We start from the raw sequence: 18,395 nt of genomic DNA, 5'->3' as shown, positions 1-18,395 counted from the left end.
GGAAGCCGCAAGCATTTTATCATTTATTCACTCATTAAACCGTGAGCTTTCAACTTTTTACGTAAAGTACCACGGTTAAGGCCTAGAATCTCAGCAGCGCGAGTCTGGTTGCCACGTGTATATTCTAACACTACAGATAAAAGAGGTTTCTCCATTTCTGCTAAAACCATGTCATAAACTTGAGATGGTTGCTCGCCTTGCAATTGTGCAAAATAATGGCGAACTGCGCGATCTACGTGAATACGAAGAGCGACATCAGATTGTGCAGTAAAAATAGGAGATTTGCTATTCATGCGAGTTAATCCGAGAATCAATAATCACTTAGGGTAAAAGTGATTTTGTGGTCAAAATAAAAAAAACGAGCTCCGTTTTAGGTCCTAAAACGGTCGACTCTAAAACAAGAACAATTAGCTTGCCACAACTAGAGCAATTGAGTGAAAAATAAGCGTAACAATAGTTTAATATTTGTTACGGTTCCACATAAAACAAAAAACATCCCTGATGCGCTGAATAAAAAAATTAAGCACATGAACAGAACTGTATTTATTTTGAGAAATTGCGAGGAGTTTGCGGTACAAAGCTTTCGTGGCGCGTATCATACCATTGTCTATGAAAAAGTGAGCAAGAAAACTACATTTTTTTTAATTTTTTTATCGTTTTTTTTGATCTTATGGTCGTATAACTTCCAATTTATAATTGTCAAACTCAGATTGAGAAAAATTTATACTAAATTTGAAACCAAATGGACTATCTTGAGGAATTCGTGTAATTCCATGCAAACTTTCTACTAAATATTCATTGGGTGCTTTAATAGAGGATGAAATCAATTTACCTTGTTGAAAAATGCTTATTTTCAACAGAGGCAGTTTTAGCCCTTTGCTATATTGGTTCACCAAGTGACCTGAAAAAACAGTGGAGATCGCTGATGTTGACTCAATATTGAGGTCTTGTACTTTTATATGGGTATAGCGTTCATCAAGCGTGTCACAATTAAATAAGTTACATGCTGATATAAATGCCTGATTTAGCGCAGTTGAGCGTTGCAATACATTTGGGTTAAACCATAAAAATTGAAAAACCAGTAATAACGCTAAAATTGTATTTACGATCGCCCATGTCGCAATATAAAGCCTAGTTCTTGGTTTCGATTGGCTATTGGCATGGATCGATGATGAAAGATTTAAAGATGGGTAATTGGTAATCGGATCGTGATTGAACGTATTTAAGTTATTTAAATACGTACGCAAGGTTATGTTTGAATTTGCAACTTTACGATCGAAAATATCCAATAGGTGTTGTTCTTGTTTTGGTTCAATCACATCTTCAGATGGTGCTCTACTGTCTTGGGCTTCTGTGATTAAAGGTTCAATCACTTTCGGTTGAGGATTGAATAGATGTAGAAGCGCATTAAACTCAGCAGAACATTTAGGACAACAAACCATACCCTCGGCAACAGTTAACTGGGTGACTGATACCTTGTAAATTGTGGAGCAATTTGGGCAGCGGGTTTGTTTATCACTCATATCTTAAATTAAGCTCTACTTATTTATGGCGTTTCCCAGAAAGACGGTACCAATTTTCATCACGCTTTTCTTTGTCTAATATATCAAAAAATTCAGCATAAACACGAGAAACATCATCAACTTGCTCTTCAATAATACCGGCTAGTGCGAATTCACCCTCAGGTTGAATGAGTGTTGAAAACTCCTCAGCAAGTGCCATCAGTGGGCCAGCAAGAATATTTGCGACAAATACATCTGCCTTTTGCTCACCGAGTGCTTGATTAAATTCTTCAGGTAAGCCGACATATAAATTTTCGAGAACGCCATTTAATTCAGCATTTTGTTGTGTAGCGAGTACAGCTTGAGGATCAATATCTGTTGCATATACTTTTTTTGCACCAAGCAGTAGGGCAGCAACACCTAGAATGCCAGAACCACAGCCGTAATCGATGACGATTTTGTCTTTTACATCGGTTTTACCTAACCATTGTAGGCAGAGGAATGTTGAAGCATGATTACCTGTACCAAAAGCTAGGCCTGGATCTAATTTAATATTGACCGCATCCGCTTCAGGTGCTTCCATCCACTCAGGCACGATCCAATATTTTTCACCAATTTGAATTGGCTCATATGCATCCATCCAAGTGCGTTCCCACTCTTGATCTTCGATAAACTCATAACGTAAAGGCGCTTCAGGCATCTGGTCTTTAATGAAAGTTTCTAGTGCGACGACATCGATTTCTTCATCATCTTCTTGAGCGTAAATACCCGTTACGATGACTTTGTTCCAAAGTGGAGTCTCACCTGGAAGTGGTTCTAATAACGCTTGATCCTCTGCATCATCTAGCGTCACACTGACTGCACCAAGAGATAATAATAATGTTTCAGTAAAATCAACTTGTGCTTGATCGACAGTAATATGGATTTGTAACCACTTCACAGTAAAAAAACCTAAATATGCAATACGAGAGTTAGCATTGTACTGTATTCGCTTTAAGAATGCAGATAAAACCTGAAGCATAAATAAAGGCACGATTACAGTGCCTTTAAGATGAGTTGGTTAACTCAACTAATATCAGTTAATTTGTGAGTGGTTTCGAGTTAACTCAGCCGGATGGTCTAATGGTGCAAAACGATTCAGCAACATGCCGAAAATAGCAGCGAAGATATACATAAAGATTGAATAAACAGCTGCTGGCATCGCAATTTCGCTGCTATTCATTATCGTGATTGCAATCGCCATGGCCAAAGTACTGTTATGGATACCAATTTCAAAAGCACACGCTCTTGCTTGAAAGCTCGGTACACCAAAGAAGCGTGGTAGAAAATAACCAACACTAAGACTTGCGATACAAAATAACGCTGTTGCCAAACCAATTTGAGCAAGATAATTCATAATGTTGGCACGTTCAGAAAGTACTGCACCGACAATAATTAACACTAAGAATACAACGGCAAAAATACGCACTGGTTTTTCTAGTTTAGTTGCAACATTTGGAAATTTGTAGCGCACAAACATACCGAGGGCAACTGGAATAAGAATAATGGCGAACACTTGTAAAATTTTACTAAATTGTAGACCAATTTGAGTTGAATCCTGAATGAAATGGGTGATTGCAAAATTCACGATAAGCGGCAAGGTCACTGCAGCAATAATGGCATTAATCGCAGTCAAGGTGATGTTGAGCGCAACATCACCTTTGTATAAATAGCTAAATAGATTGGCTGTCGCACCCCCTGGTGAGGCAGCAAGCAATACTAAGCCGACAGCCAAGTAAGGCGAAAGATTGAGTATTTTACATATAATAAATGCAACGCCAACCAAAATGACGAGTTGGGAAAATAATGCGATGAGCACTGCTTTAGGGTGTTTACGAACGCGTAGAAAATCTTGAACAGTGAGTTCAAGTCCTAAACCCGCCATCACAATTGCAAGTGCTAAAGGTAAAAAAATCGTAAGGATCCCTGTGTCCATAAATTCATCCTGAATTTTGTTGTGTTATTTGTAAATAGATCGTTATTTTTAATTTGGTTTTATCGTTATCAATAAATAAAAGCAACCAATTTTTCAATTGGTTGCATAAATGGTCAAATTTAAAAAATTGGGTTAAGACGCTTTTGGCATCGGTGGCGCATATCCGAGTGCACATTTGCCTTTATATTCTTGACCTTCAATATTCACGGAAACACTCGCTGCATCAGACTTACAAGCTGAATTAAGCTGCTCTTCATTTCCTTTTAAATCTTTACTTTGGGTTGGAAAAAATTGAGTTTGGCAAGTACCATTCCAAATGATTCCTTTATACGGGAAACTGACAGCATCACCTTCGCTTTTACCCTTACATACGCTTTGGAATTGTTTGGCATTATAGGCATTATCAACTTTGTCATTCGCAATACTCATACTACTTACGCTTAGACCCAAACAACATAACATTGACATCGTAAATAACTGGACTTTCATGTTCGTATACTCTTGTTAAAAAATATGACATGAATATGTTGAAAAAATAGTCAAATCAATGGAAGGGCAATGCTGTAAATAAATTTTCTAAATTGTTAAAAAATCACTTAAATCTGCAAAATTTATAAATTTTTATATCAAAATGGTTTATATTATTGGACTTCAAAAAAATTAGAATTAAATCTTTCTCGATTGTCTCAAGGCAAACAAAATTTGCTATAATTTTCTGTCATTATTTTTATCTCCTCATATACCACTATGCATTATCCTAAAGTTTACGATGTCATTGTTATCGGTGGCGGACACGCTGGTACAGAAGCAGCGCTTGCTGCGGCACGTATGGGTCGACAGACTTTACTCTTAACTCATAATATTGAGACTTTAGGGCAGATGAGCTGTAACCCAGCGATTGGTGGTATCGGTAAATCACACCTTGTTCGCGAAATTGATGCCCTAGGTGGTGCGATGGCACTCGCAGCAGACAAGGGTGGTATTCAGTTCCGTATTCTGAACTCACGTAAAGGTGCTGCAGTTCGTGCAACGCGTGCGCAGGCTGACCGTGTACGTTATAAAGCGGCTATTCGCGAAACATTAGAAAACCAAGCCAATCTTGATATTTTCCAACAAGCAGCAGATGATCTCATTGTTGACGGCGATACCGTTAAAGGTGTGGTAACACAAATGGGGATTCGCTTTGATGCGAAAACAGTCGTGTTAACCGCTGGTACATTCTTGGGTGGCGTGATTCATGTTGGTCTTGAGAAATCAAGCGGCGGTCGTGCAGGTGATCCACCTTCAATTTCTTTAGCGCACCGTTTACGTGAGCTTCAATTGCCAGTAGGTCGTTTAAAAACAGGTACGCCACCACGTATTGATGCACGTTCTGTAGATTTCTCTGTCATGACACCACAGCCGGGTGATTTCCCATCACCAACGATGTCATTTATGGGTGATGCATCTATGCACCCAGAGCAAGTCAACTGCTACATCACGCATACCAATGAAAAAACACATGAGATTATCCGTGGCGGCCTAGACCGTTCACCGATGTATACTGGTGTGATTGAAGGTGTAGGTCCACGTTACTGTCCGTCAATCGAAGATAAAATTCATAAATTTGCCGATAAAGATTCTCATCAAGTATTCCTTGAGCCTGAAGGTTTAGATACTCATGAACTTTATCCAAATGGTATTTCTACATCTTTACCGTTTGATGTGCAGTTCGAGTTAGTACGCTCAATCCGTGGTATGGAAAATGCGCACATTCTTCGTCCGGGTTATGCCATTGAGTATGATTATTTCAATCCACAAGCGTTGAAATTTACTTTAGAAACTAAAGCGATTAATAACTTGTACTTCGCTGGTCAAATCAACGGTACGACTGGTTATGAAGAAGCAGGTGCACAAGGATTACTTGCAGGCCTGAACGCTGCACGCCGTGCGTGGGATCAAGAGCAATGGACACCGAAGCGTGATGAAGCGTACATGGGTGTATTGGTTGATGACTTAATCACTTTAGGTACGAAAGAACCGTACCGTATGTTTACCTCACGTGCGGAATACCGTTTGATGCTTCGTGAAGATAACGCAGACCAACGTTTGACGCCAATCGGTCGTGAAATGGGTCTTGTGGATGACGAGCGTTGGGCAGCATATTGTGAAAAAATGGAAGCGGTTGAGCGTGAAACAGGTCGTTTACAACATCTTTGGGCTGCACCTAACAATCCAATGGGTAAAAAATTCGTTGAAATGACAGGTGCGGATCTTTCTAAAGAATGTTCTGCAATTGATTTGTTGAAACGTCCGAACATTACTTTTGCTCAAATTGCGGAACTCACTGGTTCTGATGTTTCTGCTCAAGTGGGTGACCAAATTGAGATTGCAGTTAAATATGAGGGTTATATTAACCGTCAGCATCAGGATGTAGCGCAAATGAAGCGCTTAGAAGAGACTAAGATTCCAGCTGATTTTAATTATGATGTGGTATCTGGTTTATCTCGTGAAATTACTTTGAAACTCAAAGAAGTTCGCCCTGAAACTCTCGCTCAAGCAAGTCGTATTCCGGGCGTAACACCTGCTGCTGTTCAATTGGTGATGATTACGATTCGTAAGAATGCACAAACTAAAAAATCTGCTTAAGCCTGTTGCAGTCCAAAAAACCCGCTTGATGCGGGTTTTTTTGATCCTCATATAACGATTTATTCATAAATTAGATAAATAATTTATTATTTACGTTTAACAAGAATATAGATTAATAAATAAATTTTGATTATTTCTCATTCAATGTTGAAGTGGCTATATTGACTCTACGTTCAAAACAAAGAGGAAAGGCCATGACGATGAAGCGTATTCGTTATAATGGTTATGAAATTGCATGCTGCACGATGTAAATCATAATCCAACGACATTGAAAAGTATACGTGGGCTAAAGGGGAGTTTAGTTCACGTATTTAAACTCAACACAATAAGAAATCAGCGCAATACTGAAAATATGATAATAAAAAATCTTCAGAGCCAATTTGGCTCTTTTTTAATTTTCAATTTCATGAACGGCGTTAAATACATCGAGTGGTTCAATACGAATGATTTTTTTGCCGAAGCTTCTGAGCCACCAAACCAATTGTGAAGTAAAGGGCACATTAGCCACCACTTTAAAGAGATCATCAGATACTTGTGTGATGGATTGATCTTTACTGAGTTGGCTTTCGGAAAAGTAAAGTGCATCAGCTTTATTCATAAAGAGTTCGAGTTGAACGAGCTCAGTGGGTTTATTGAAATCAACTCTGAAGCCGAGCGCACCAGATTCAATGTAAGCATCAATATCAAAGTCAACAGGGTGTAAGGCGCGTTGCTCTAGAACTTTTGCAGATTTAAAACGATGTAAAGCAAAGGTTTGAACTTCTGATTTGTCATGTCGAGTACAAATCAAATAAATGATTGAACCCTTTTGAACCAATGCAAGCGGGTTTAAGGTATAACTACGTTCTTCACTTTCAGGTCCACGCGCACGATATATGCATTCGATCTGTTTATCTTGTAATAGACCTTCATAAATGGCTTGCTGCGCATGTTTCTCTACAACAGGAGGGATCAAGGGCTGGCTTGCTGGAACAATACGGACACGGTTAATCCATTGACGTACATTGTTTTGTGTAGATAAGCTGCGTTTTGCAAGCTCGAACCAAGGGTTCATCTCCTCAATTAAACTTGGTGGAAGCAAATGCTTCAAATGCTCTTCAACCATCATAAAGGTGACCGCTTGAGAGCTGGTCATATGCGGCAAGCTTTGAATAGGGGCATCTGATCGCCAACGCCAACCTTGTGGTACAGTTTTATTACTCTCAATAGGAAATCTTTGAGAAATTTGATTTAAATCACGTTGAATGGTTCTTAAACTGATTTCAATACCTTCTCTTTGCAACGTCTCTTGCAACTCTCGTGTACCCATCCATTTGCCAGTGGTTAAGCGTGAAAGAATTTGCCACTGTCGATATAAGCTATTCGATGTTTCTTTTTCTTGAGAGGACATAATCAACTAATGAATAAAGAGAAAATATTTTTCAAACACACAATAAAAAATCTTTAAGAGATAAGCAAGCATGGAAAGTGAGGCTTTTGACTATATTTCGATACATCTTTAGGCCATTTTTCGTTGTGAATGCTTCAAAAATGGGGCATTAATAGATGAATAGGTAAATTTTTGGCATTGAAATTGCTTAATTTTGTTTACAATTGATAACAATTAAGAGGTATGTATGCTAAAAGAGGAAAAAGATACCACTTCAATTCTCGCAAATTTTGAGGCTGATCATACCGTCGAAGCTTTTGAAAAATCTAAGCAGATCGAAGTTAAACAAAACAGCACTGCGTACTTGTTCGATCAACTTAAATCTAAATTTTATAATGAACTTTTAGATGATAAAACGATTGGCTTAGAGGCATCTAGCAAAATCGAAAATTGGTTATGTGAGAGAAGCTTGGATGAGCTGAAATCTTTAAATCATCAAGCGAAGGAACATTTTCTCTATCAGGGCATTACATTTACAGTTTATGGTGATGCTGAGGGTACAGATCGCATTATTCCTTATGACTTAATTCCACGTGTAATTGCCAAACAACAATGGCACAAAATAGAGCAAGGCTGTGCACAAAGAGTGCAAGCATTAAACTTTTTTTTAGATGATATTTACCATAATCAGGCGATTTTAAAGGATGGTTTAGTGCCTGAACTGCAAGTGCTCACTCATGAAGCATACCAACCATTGATGTATAAACATTCATTGAAAGGTAAAGTTTATAGTCAAATAAGCGGAATCGATATTATTCGTGATCAGCAAGGTAACTTCTTTGTACTAGAAGACAATTTAAGAACACCATCAGGCGTGTCTTATATGTTGGAAAGTCGAAAAATTAGTGAAAAAATGATGCCCGAACTTTGTAAGTCATCAAATTTACAAGGTGTAGAGCAATATCCACAACTTTTAAGACAAATACTCGAGGAAAATGCTGAAGTAGATAACCCATTTATCGTGGTGCTTACACCCGGCCGATATAACAGTGCATATTATGAGCATTGTTTCCTCGCACGTGAGATGGATGTTCCTCTAGTTACAGGTCAGGATTTATACGTTGAAAATGCTAAGGTCTATGCCAAAACCGTTTGGGGTAAAAAACAAGTCGATGTGATTTACCGGCGCCTAGATGATGGCTTTCTTGATCCATTGTGTTTTATGCCAGACAGTACATTAGGTGTACCTGGTCTAATGTCTGCATACTTACAACATAATGTCGTGATTGCGAATGCACCTGGAACGGGGGTGGCGGATGACAAATCAATCTATCCTTATGTCGATAAAATGATTGATTACTATCTAAACGAGAAGCCAATCTTAAATAACGTACCAACTTATCAATGTCGTGAACGTGATGAACTCGATTATGTACTTTGTAATTTAGAAAAATTAGTGGTTAAAGAGGCTCAAGGTTCAGGCGGTTATGGCATGTTAATTGGTCCTAAAGCGACCGAACAAGAAATTGAACAATTTAGATTAAAGTTAATTGCACAGCCGCATGCTTATATTGCACAACCAACTTTAGCGCTTTCAGTCGCGCCCACTTTAACTGAATTCGGCATCGCTGAACGCCATATTGATTTAAGACCGTTTATTTTAAGTTCACCATATCGAACAGAAATCGTGCCGGGAGGTTTAACCCGAGTTGCGATGCAAGAAGGGTCATTAGTTGTAAATTCATCACAGGGTGGTGGCATTAAAGATACGTGGGTTATAGATCCGCTACATTCATAAATATACAACCAGGAGCTTGTCATGATTATATTAAACAGCAATGCACAAAATATTTACTGGGTTGGCCGTTATTTATCTCGTATTCAACATTTATGTGGTCAGTTTCCATTTCAAGATGATGCTCAAGCATTACAGTACGCACATGCTTTTTGCTTACCTGCTTTTAATGCGTGTTCGCTCAATGAGCTAATTCTGAGTGATGATCAGCCTGCTTCTTTTTTTCAACAATTTGAATGTGTCAAAAACAATATTCAAGATTTGCGTGGTGTATTGTCAGTTCAGGCTTATTCAGAATTAAAACAGATGGTGGATACTGCGACACAAAATGCAGGATTAATTTGTACTGTTGTTGATGAGTGTAGCGATATTTTAGAAGCTGAAAATGAAGACATTTTTTTGTTTTTTAGTCTAGGGCAATATTTCGAAAATCTTGATCGTGAGATAAGGTTGAATCAGGATATTAATTCTACAATCAATTCTTTAAGTGTTGTGATTGAACTGTTGAAATCTAAAGGATGGGACAGTTTAGATGATGCTTGGCAACATCTTTTAGCGCATCCAAATTCTAATAGTTTTTACCAACTGAATGATCAGGTGCAATGTTTATTTGAGGTGGATGCATGAAATTGATGATAAATCATCAAACCCATTATCAATATACGGAAACAGCAAAAAATAGTATCCAATACATACGAATGTGTCCTCAAAGTAATGCTCACCAAAAAGTAGATGCTTGGTCAGTGAGTATTCCTGGTCATAAGGTCGAAGCAAAAGATGCCTTTAATAATATTTGGATCACTTCGACTCAACGCTATGCATATCAAAATTTAAGTATTATGGCGCAGGGCATTATTGAAATCGATACAGTTTCAGAACAGGCTATTGAGTCAGAAGTGCCAGTCGGTATTTTTCTACAAATTACCCCAGCGACTCAATGTGATGCTGAAATGAAAGCTTTTGCAGCTCAGCATGTGAGTAAAAAGACTCGTGATGAATTAAAACATTTAAGTTCTGCATTGCTTGAGCATATGCCATATATTTCAGATTCTACTCAAGTGAGTACTACGGCAATAGATGCATTCCATCATCAACAAGGGGTATGTCAGGATCATACTCATGTATTTGTAGGTATGTGTAGAGAGTTAAATATTCCTGCGCGTTATGTTTCTGGATATCTTTACGTTCCAGAAATGAGTCATTTGGCGAGCCATGCTTGGGCTGAAGCTTATATAGATGGAGTTTGGTATACATTTGATATTAGCAATCAGCTCTATACGCCAAGTTCACACATTTATATTGCATTAGGGCGTGATTATTGGGACGTTGCACCTATCAGAGGTGTGCGAGAAGCTGGTGGCGTGGAGAGTATGACGACTATCGTTCAGGTATTACCGTGTTAGAACAAAATTTAGAAGAGAGATTTCAATGACCTATTGTTGTGCTATGCGTTTACGTGATGGCTTAATTTGTATCAGTGACACGCGAACAAATGCAGGTGTAGATCATATCTCTGTATTTCGTAAACTCTATCTTTTCGGTGTTGAGGGTGAGCGTTTTATCAGTATACAAACTGCGGGTAATTTGGCGACGACACAAGCCGTTATAGGACATTTACAGAATCAGCTAGATTTAAAACACGAACCTAATTTGTATAGTGTGAATAGCATGTTCGAGATGGCTGAATTGGTTGGTCATACTTTAAAGCGTGTCATTATGGATGTGACTACTGATCAACTAGAGCAAAGTAATTATCACTGTACGATTTTACTTTCTGGTCAAATTCAAGGGGAGGATATTCAGTTATATAATATTTATCCTCAGGGTAATTTTATCAATGCGACATCAGATACGCCCTTTTTTCAGATTGGGGAAAGTAAATATGGTAAACCAATTTTAGATCGTGCATTAAATTACAATACTGAGTTAGATGAAGCATTAAGATGCGGTTTAATTTCATTTGATTCAACCCTTAGATCTAATGTTTCTGTGGGCTTACCACTAGATGCATGTATTTATAAAAAAGATAGTTTTGCAATTCCATTGTCTAAACGTATTCATGATGATGATCCATATTTCTCATCTATTAGTAAACTTTGGTCAGATACTTTGCGTCAAGGATTAAACGGTTTGCCACGGCCAACAGAAGACTATTGGCAATAATTTTGCTTTATGATTGAGTTTAGATTAAATTGAGTTGCATTGAATATTAAATCATTACTATAAAAATTAGGGGAAGCAATGCAACAGTTCAGTTATGCGAGTGTGTCGACTGCAGATGCAAGTCGGTTATTGATTGATGTTCGTGAAATCTTAACTGAAGCCCGTCATTTCAATTTTGAGCATCAAATTTCTGGAGCACTTTATTATGCAGATGGGCACTATTTTCAATGTCTAGAGGGTGATCAAGCCACACTAGATATATTGTTGCAAAAGCTTCACAAGGATAATCGCCATCATCAAATTCGCCTATTTCAGCGAAAAAATATTGAAAAAAAACAATTTCAAGAATGGTCTATGAAGTTTGTAGGACGACAAAGTCCAGTGAAGCAGGCTTTAATAGATATGGGATTTAGTCAATTTACGCCAACACAGTTTACTCAAGATCAAGCTGATTATTTAATTCGATTTTTGACACGCGCTCAGGATACGGATTTTAATGAACTACAACGTAATGCTGTTTAGCATTACGTTGATTTAATTCGCTCATTACATTTTGAGACGCTTCGGACGTTGGCTTAATCGACATAACAACTCATAACCAATCGTACCATTCGCTTCAGCAACATCATCCACTAAACGATGTTTACCCCATAATTCTACTAGATCACCAATTTTTGTGTTGAGATTAGTGACATCTATGGCAATCATATCCATGGCAACCCGACCGATCACTGGGGTCAATTGACCATCTAGTGAAACCGTATTTTCACGAATAAAAGCTCTTGGATACCCATCACCATATCCGATCGAGACAATTGCTAATTGCATAGGTCGCTGTGCAACAAAGGTTGAGCCATAACCTACAGCTTCACCTGATTGAATGGCGTTAAGTGCAATAATCTCAGCACTGAATGTCATAACAGGTTTTAAATCTAGAGCGTGGACGTCACGATCTGCAAATGGCGTTGCGCCGTACAGCATAATACCAGGACGAACATAGTCAAAATGCAATTCAGGGTATTTATAAATTGCTGCTGAATTACAACACGAAGCTAAAATTGGTGCACAATCTTGTTTTACTTCAAGAAATTGAGATATTTGTTGTTCATTTAAAGGGTGATCAACATCTGCATTAGCAAAATGCATTGCAAGTACACAGGTAAAACCTTCATTTTTTAATTGATGAATAATCGATTTGATTACATCAATTTTGAAGCCTAAGCGGTTCATTCCGCTATTTAGTTTAACCCATACTTTTAGATTTCGGGCGATATAAGCATCTTTAACTTGCAACAACCACTGCAGTTGTTGATGATGATGAACGATTACTTCAATATGTTGGTCAATCGCAATTTGCATTTCATCTTCAGAAAAAACACCTTCAATTAATGTGATAGGTTGTTTAAAACCTAATTCACGTATTTCAAGTGCTTCTTCTAAACATGCAACGCCAAAAGCATCAGACTGGCTCAATGCGGCTAAGCAATCTGAGACTCCATGACCATAAGCATTTGCCTTAACCATACTTACAACTTTAGAGTTTGGTGCAAGTTGTTTCACGCGATTTAAATTGTATTGCAATGCGTGTGTGTCAATACAAACCGTTGCTTGGCGCACTCTAATTTACTCCTAGAGGCATGTGGAAAGGTTAATTCTTTTAAACTGAAAAAAGATAATTGAGGTCAGATCAATTCGTGCGTTCTTAACTAAGAATTGATCAAAGCAAAATTACTCTTCTTCTTGGTTCTGTGCGTAATATTCAGGTGACAAGTTACTAAAACGCGTATATTGACCTTCAAAAGCGAGTCGAACGGTACCAATTGGACCATTACGTTGTTTACCGATAATAATTTCGGCAGTTCCGGCTTCTTTAGACTCTTTGTTATATACCTCATCACGATAAATGAACATGATCAAATCGGCATCCTGCTCAATTGCTCCAGATTCACGTAAGTCTGACATTACAGGACGTTTATTTGGACGGTTTTCGAGTGAGCGGTTAAGCTGCGAAAGTGCAATCACTGGGCAATGCATCTCTTTCGCCAATGCTTTCAAGCTTCGAGAAATTTCACCAATTTCACCCACACGGTTATCACCCATACCTGGTACTTTCATTAACTGCAGGTAATCGACCATGATGCAACCGAGTTTACCACCGTGTTGTTTGGCGATACGTCTTGCACGTGCGCGCATTTCAGTCGGTGGGAGGGCAGAAGAATCATCAATATAGAGATGCTTCTCTTGCAGTTGAAGAATAGTTCCCGTGACCTTGTTCCATTCTTCTCCATCTAATTTGCCAGATCGTAAATGTCCTTGATGCACTTTACCAAACGAGGAAATTAAACGCATGGCAATAGAGTCAGCAGGCATTTCCATGGAGAATACGAGAGCAGGAAGGTTGCAATTGAATAGCACACTTTCGACTAGATTCATTGCGAAAGTTGTTTTACCCATTGAAGGACGGGCAGCAACGACGATCATATCTCCAGCTTGCATACCTGATGTTTTATTATCAAGTTCTACAAACCCTGTGGTCAGACCTGTAATATTTCCATCAAGTTGTGATAATTCGTTGAGTTTATCGAATACATCTGCGACAACGGTATTAATTGCTTTTGGTCCTTGAGCTTTTGCATTGTTATTGTGTTGTTCAGCCAAAGAAAAGATACTGGTCTCAGCTAAATCTAAAATTTCACTGACTTCTCGACCTTTAGTGTCATACGCATTTTGTAGAATTTCATTACCAACTTTAATCATATTTCTCAAAGTTGCAAATTCACGTATTTTATTGGCATAAGTTTCAAGGTTATAAAAGCTTGATGGAGAATCCGCCATCAATTGCATTAAATATTCTTCACCACCAATTGCATCAAGCAGGTTCTGTTTGATTAACCAATCATTGACCAATACGGCATCATAAGGTGAACTTTCTTTAGAGAGTTTTTCGATCGCTCTAAAAATATATTTATGTCGAGTCGCGTAAAAATCATTCTCGGTTAATATATCGCTGACTTGTTCGAATGACTCAGCTACTGTCATGAGTGCGGCAAGAACAGCCTGTTCAATAGCAAGATTGTGCGGAGGCGTACGAAACTCTTTGAGTGCTGAAGATTCACTCTTTAGCAAATCTAACTCAGTGTTATTCGTATTTTTTTTGGCAGTCGCCTGAGACATATAAAACCTTGATTTACAATAATTACGAAAATGAAAAGGGGAGACTTATCTTAATGCAAAATGCATAAGCAAGACAGTGCAACAAATAATATCGATAACAAATGAAAAACTAAGTCCAAATTTCAGCTTGCTAAATCAAATTTTATAATTATTAGGGATAAAAAAAGAGCATGCAGATGCATGCTCTCTTTCTTTGCATAAAATTACTCAGATACGATTGTAACGAGAACTTCAGCAACAACATCATGGTGCAATTGGATTGCGATGTTGAATTCGCCAGTGTGACGAAGTGCACCGTTCGGTAAACGAACTTCAGCACGGTCAACTTCAAGACCAGCATTTGTCAACGCGTCAGCGATGTCACGAGTACCGATAGAACCAAATAGTTTACCTTCGTCACCAGCTTTTGCAGTGATTACGATATTTACTTCGTTCAATTGGTCAGCACGTGCTTGAGCAGCAGCTAATACTTCAGCTTCTTGCTTCTCAAGTTCAGCACGACGAGCTTCGAATGCAGCAGTGTTAGCTTCAGTAGCAGCAACTGCTTTACCTTGAGGGATTAAGTAGTTGCGGCCGTAACCAGCTTTAACTGAAACTTTATCACCTAATTTACCAAGGTTCTTAATGCGTTGTAATAAGATAATATCCACAGCTCAACCTCACTTATGATTGTCAGTGTAAGGAATCAACGCTAAGTAGCGAGCTTGTTTGATAGCAAGAGCTAATTGACGTTGGTAACGAGCTTTAGTACCTGTAATACGGCTAGGAACAATCTTGCCGTTTTCAGTGATGTACTGTTTTAAAGTATCGATATCTTTATAGTCGATATATGTAACGTTCTCAGCTGTAAAGCGGCAGAACTTACGACGACGGTAGAAACGTGCCATTGATGTTCTCCTTATGCTTCAGCAGAGTCTTGAGCTTGTTGTGCTTCTTCACGTTGAGCTTTACGCGCACGTTTTTCTTCAGCACTCTTAGCCAATAAAGACTCTTCAGTGATTGCGTTTTCACGACGAATAATAACGTTACGAAGAATAGCATCGTTGTAACGGAATAATTCTTCTAATTCATTAAGCGTAGTTTGGTTACATTCAACGTTCATTAAAATGTAGTGCGCTTTGTGAATTTTGTTAATTGGGTAAGCCAATTGGCGACGGCCCCAATCTTCAAGACGGTGAATTTGACCTTCAGCATCTTTAATGTGAGAGATATAGCGTTCTACCATACCTACCACTTGATCGCTTTGGTCTGGATGTACCAGAATTACGATTTCGTAGTGACGCATTGTCAGCTCCTTACGGTTTTATGCAGCCCCTAACGCATTTGTTAGAAGCAAGGAGTCACAGCTGAATGTAAACAAACAGTGTGTCGCAAAATTTGCGAAGGTTGGATTCTATGTGTTTTGAACCTAAATTTCAAGTCAATGAGTTGAAATACGAAAATTTTCTGCATTACATATATTCAATGACAGTCTGCTAGATCATTACAATTATTCTAAATACAGTGATGTCTAAATAATTTGCTTAGATAAGAACATAATGACTGATCAATTTTTATATCTTGAAGAGATAAACAGCAAAAAATCATTGGATTGGGTACAGAAAGAAAACACATTAACATCAGAAAAATTAACTCAAAATCAATTTTTTAAAGAGACATATGTTGGTTTGGAGAAAGTTTTATTTGAAGCACAAGCACTTCCATACATTTCTAAAATTGGCGCTTATGTTTATAACTTTTGGCAAGACCACATTAATGTACTAGGAGTTTGGCGTAGAGCATTATTAGAAAACTATCAGAAGGAGGATATTCAATGGGAAACGTTGATTGATTTCGATCAGTTAAGTGCCGATGAGGACGTGAAGTGGTTTTTTGGTGGCGTCGAAAGGCTAGAGATTGATGATCAGTATTGTCTCGTGTACCTATCAGAAAATGGAGCTGATTCAGTTCAAATTCGAGAATTTAATCTTACTGAAAGAAACTTTGTTGATGGTGGATTTTTTATTGAATCTGCTAAAACACAAGTTCGCTGGATTAGCCAAGATGAAATATATGTGATGACAGACTTCGGAGACGGCAGTTTAACTTTATCTGGTTATCCAAAAATCGTTAAGAGATGGAAAAGAGATACACCGTTAAATGAAGCAAAGACTGTATTTGAAGTTTTTGATCAGGATTTGTCGGCATTTGCATTTCTAGATCATTGTAAGGGTTATAAAAGACATGTCTTTACTCGAATCATAAACTTTTATGAGAGTGAGTATTTTGTCGGTGAAGAGCAATTTAAATTAAATGTGCCCAAAGATGCGCGTGTTTCTTTCTACCGTAACTTAATGTTGATTGAGTTGAAATCCCATTGGGATATTTCGGCTGATTATCTAGCGGGTAGTTTAATGTGCATAGATTTTGATGCATTTAAAAATGGAGATCGTGAGTTTGATGTGATTTTCAAGTCTTCTACTTGTAAAATTCTAAATAATTATACGTTCACTCAGGATTTCCTGATTTTAGACATCATGAAAGATGTGTCCAATTATCTGGAAGTGTATGATATTCAATCAGGGATAAAATTAGTCGACGCAATCTATCCAGACGAGGCATATTCGCAAATAACCATAGATTCAGTCGAAAATTTAAATAACGATGTATTGATATCGATTCAGAGTTTTATAAATCCACCGACACAATATTTGGTCGAACTTGAATCAATGAAAAAACAAAAATTGAAGTCTAAGGCTCATTCAATTGATCAATCACACTATCGAGTTGAGCAACATTTTGCATTTTCAAAAGATGGTACCAAAGTTCCATATTTTCAAATTTCTTTAGAACAATCTCAGTTGAATCACTTACCAGTTTTGATTGAGGGATATGGAGGTTTTGAAGTTTCACTTACACCTAGGTTTTTGGAAAAAGAAATTGAATCGTTAATATCTAAAGGTGTTGTATATGTTATAGCTAATATTAGAGGGGGAAATGAGTATGGCCCTGATTGGCATCAACAAGCATTAAAACATAATCGACATAAGTCATATGAGGATTTTTCTGCAGTTGCACAACACCTTATAGATCGAGGCGTGACAATAAAAGAAAAGCTAGCTGCTATCGGTGGTAGTAATGGTGGATTATTAATGGGGAATATGCTGATGCAATACCCAGATTTATTCAGTGCAATTGTTTGTGAGGTTCCTCTACTCGATATGCTGAGATTTACACAAATAGGAGCAGGTTATTCGTGGATTGCCGAATACGGAGATCCTTTAGATAGCCAAGATGCAAAATATTTAAAAAACATCTCACCTTATCATTTGTTGGACGAATATTTTGTAAGTACAGCTAAATTACCCGCTGTGCTATTTTACACAACAACTACCGATGATCGAGTTACGCCTACACATGCCAGAAAAATGGCGGCTAAAATGAAATCTATGAATATTCCAAATGTATATTTTTATGAGCAAGTTGATGGTGGGCATAGCATTTTTGCAAATAAGAAACTGAGCGCATTTCATTCAGCTTTGGTCAGTTCATTTTTATTTGAAGTTGGTTTTAGGTGATGAATTAATATTTTCAATTTGAAGTAATTTATGAGTATTCAGTGGAAATTAAATAATAACGAATCCTTTTTTTGTGTTTATTCTTATTTTAAATGAAGGCAGAGTAAAACTTGAAGTGCGACATAAACCACCTAATTAATTTAAAGGGTTTATGGAGTATATAAAATTGTCATACCATCATCTTAACTTTGAAGATCGTACTGCATTAATGCTTGAGTCAAGAAAAGAAGGC

General features: G+C 37.8%; 18 protein-coding genes. 7 read left to right on the top strand and 11 right to left on the bottom strand.

Annotated elements, in window-relative coordinates:
- Positions 1-23: 23 nt before the first annotated feature.
- From fis to CL42_RS09670, 5 genes are all read right to left on the bottom strand, one after another.
- Positions 24-293, bottom strand: a complete 270-nt coding sequence (fis, locus tag CL42_RS09690) for a DNA-binding transcriptional regulator Fis (RefSeq protein ID WP_001086304.1) — start codon at positions 291-293, stop codon at positions 24-26.
- Between the two features lie 375 nt (positions 294-668).
- Positions 669-1,523 carry a DUF3426 domain-containing protein gene (locus tag CL42_RS09685; protein WP_035267633.1) on the bottom strand — a complete coding sequence of 285 codons (855 nt, stop codon included), beginning with the start codon at positions 1,521-1,523 and terminating at the stop codon, positions 669-671.
- 19 nt (positions 1,524-1,542) lie between these two features.
- Positions 1,543-2,442: a 50S ribosomal protein L11 methyltransferase gene (gene prmA / locus CL42_RS09680; RefSeq protein WP_035267660.1), complete on the bottom strand. Its 900-nt coding sequence runs from the start codon at positions 2,440-2,442 to the stop codon at positions 1,543-1,545.
- A 135-nt stretch (positions 2,443-2,577) separates the two neighbouring features.
- Positions 2,578-3,477: a bile acid:sodium symporter family protein gene (locus CL42_RS09675; RefSeq protein ID WP_035267632.1), complete on the bottom strand. Its 900-nt coding sequence runs from the start codon at positions 3,475-3,477 to the stop codon at positions 2,578-2,580.
- Between the two features lie 132 nt (positions 3,478-3,609).
- Positions 3,610-3,966: a hypothetical protein gene (locus CL42_RS09670; protein WP_035267631.1), complete on the bottom strand. Its 357-nt coding sequence runs from the start codon at positions 3,964-3,966 to the stop codon at positions 3,610-3,612.
- A 258-nt stretch (positions 3,967-4,224) separates the two neighbouring features.
- On the opposite strand from CL42_RS09670, the gene mnmG reads away from it, so the two are divergent.
- Positions 4,225-6,105 (top strand): tRNA uridine-5-carboxymethylaminomethyl(34) synthesis enzyme MnmG, encoded by a 1,881-nt coding sequence (gene mnmG, locus CL42_RS09665; RefSeq protein ID WP_035267630.1) that lies wholly within the window; start codon positions 4,225-4,227, stop codon positions 6,103-6,105.
- Between the two features lie 391 nt (positions 6,106-6,496).
- On the opposite strand, the gene CL42_RS09660 is transcribed toward mnmG, so the two are convergent.
- A complete protein-coding gene (locus tag CL42_RS09660) occupies positions 6,497-7,495 on the bottom strand; it encodes a helix-turn-helix transcriptional regulator (protein WP_035267629.1) in 999 nt (332 codons plus the stop codon).
- A gap of 226 nt (positions 7,496-7,721) precedes the next feature.
- On the opposite strand from CL42_RS09660, the gene CL42_RS09655 reads away from it, so the two are divergent.
- The 5 genes from CL42_RS09655 (at position 7,722) to CL42_RS09635 (ending at position 11,954) form a co-directional block, all read left to right on the top strand.
- A complete protein-coding gene (locus tag CL42_RS09655; RefSeq protein WP_035267628.1) occupies positions 7,722-9,272 on the top strand; it encodes a circularly permuted type 2 ATP-grasp protein in 1,551 nt (516 codons plus the stop codon).
- Positions 9,273-9,293: 21 nt separating this feature from the next.
- On the top strand, positions 9,294-9,896 hold the full coding sequence (locus CL42_RS09650; protein ID WP_035267627.1) for an alpha-E domain-containing protein: 603 nt from the start codon (positions 9,294-9,296) through the stop codon (positions 9,894-9,896).
- Complete coding sequence (locus CL42_RS09645; protein WP_035267626.1) at positions 9,893-10,672, top strand: transglutaminase family protein; 780 nt, start codon at positions 9,893-9,895, stop codon at positions 10,670-10,672. The genes CL42_RS09650 and CL42_RS09645 overlap by 4 nt, the downstream gene beginning before the upstream one ends.
- A 25-nt stretch (positions 10,673-10,697) precedes the next feature.
- Positions 10,698-11,432 (top strand): peptidase, encoded by a 735-nt coding sequence (locus tag CL42_RS09640; protein ID WP_035267625.1) that lies wholly within the window; start codon positions 10,698-10,700, stop codon positions 11,430-11,432.
- A gap of 78 nt (positions 11,433-11,510) precedes the next feature.
- A complete protein-coding gene (locus tag CL42_RS09635; RefSeq protein ID WP_035267623.1) occupies positions 11,511-11,954 on the top strand; it encodes a BLUF domain-containing protein in 444 nt (147 codons plus the stop codon).
- Positions 11,955-11,978: 24 nt separating this feature from the next.
- Here the strand turns inward: CL42_RS09635 and alr are convergent, their stop codons facing one another.
- From alr to rpsF, 5 genes are all read right to left on the bottom strand, one after another.
- Positions 11,979-13,049 carry an alanine racemase gene (gene alr / locus CL42_RS09630; protein WP_035267621.1) on the bottom strand — a complete coding sequence of 357 codons (1,071 nt, stop codon included), beginning with the start codon at positions 13,047-13,049 and terminating at the stop codon, positions 11,979-11,981.
- A 111-nt stretch (positions 13,050-13,160) separates the two neighbouring features.
- On the bottom strand, positions 13,161-14,606 hold the full coding sequence (dnaB, locus tag CL42_RS09625; protein WP_035267619.1) for a replicative DNA helicase: 1,446 nt from the start codon (positions 14,604-14,606) through the stop codon (positions 13,161-13,163).
- A gap of 203 nt (positions 14,607-14,809) precedes the next feature.
- Positions 14,810-15,256, bottom strand: a complete 447-nt coding sequence (gene rplI / locus CL42_RS09620) for a 50S ribosomal protein L9 (protein ID WP_035267617.1) — start codon at positions 15,254-15,256, stop codon at positions 14,810-14,812.
- Between the two features lie 9 nt (positions 15,257-15,265).
- A complete protein-coding gene (gene rpsR / locus CL42_RS09615) occupies positions 15,266-15,493 on the bottom strand; it encodes a 30S ribosomal protein S18 (protein ID WP_004719336.1) in 228 nt (75 codons plus the stop codon).
- Between the two features lie 11 nt (positions 15,494-15,504).
- Positions 15,505-15,891 (bottom strand): 30S ribosomal protein S6, encoded by a 387-nt coding sequence (rpsF, locus tag CL42_RS09610; protein ID WP_035267614.1) that lies wholly within the window; start codon positions 15,889-15,891, stop codon positions 15,505-15,507.
- Between the two features lie 253 nt (positions 15,892-16,144).
- Between rpsF and CL42_RS09605 the strand changes: the two genes are divergently transcribed.
- Positions 16,145-18,163 carry a prolyl oligopeptidase family serine peptidase gene (locus CL42_RS09605; RefSeq protein ID WP_051586574.1) on the top strand — a complete coding sequence of 673 codons (2,019 nt, stop codon included), beginning with the start codon at positions 16,145-16,147 and terminating at the stop codon, positions 18,161-18,163.
- Positions 18,164-18,395: the final 232 nt, after the last annotated feature.

Origin of the sequence: Acinetobacter sp. Ver3, assembly GCF_000632455.1 — a bacterium.
Taxonomy (GTDB): domain Bacteria; phylum Pseudomonadota; class Gammaproteobacteria; order Pseudomonadales; family Moraxellaceae; genus Acinetobacter.
Note: the sequence above shows the minus strand (reverse complement) of the source record. Positions and strands in the feature narration are given on the sequence as shown.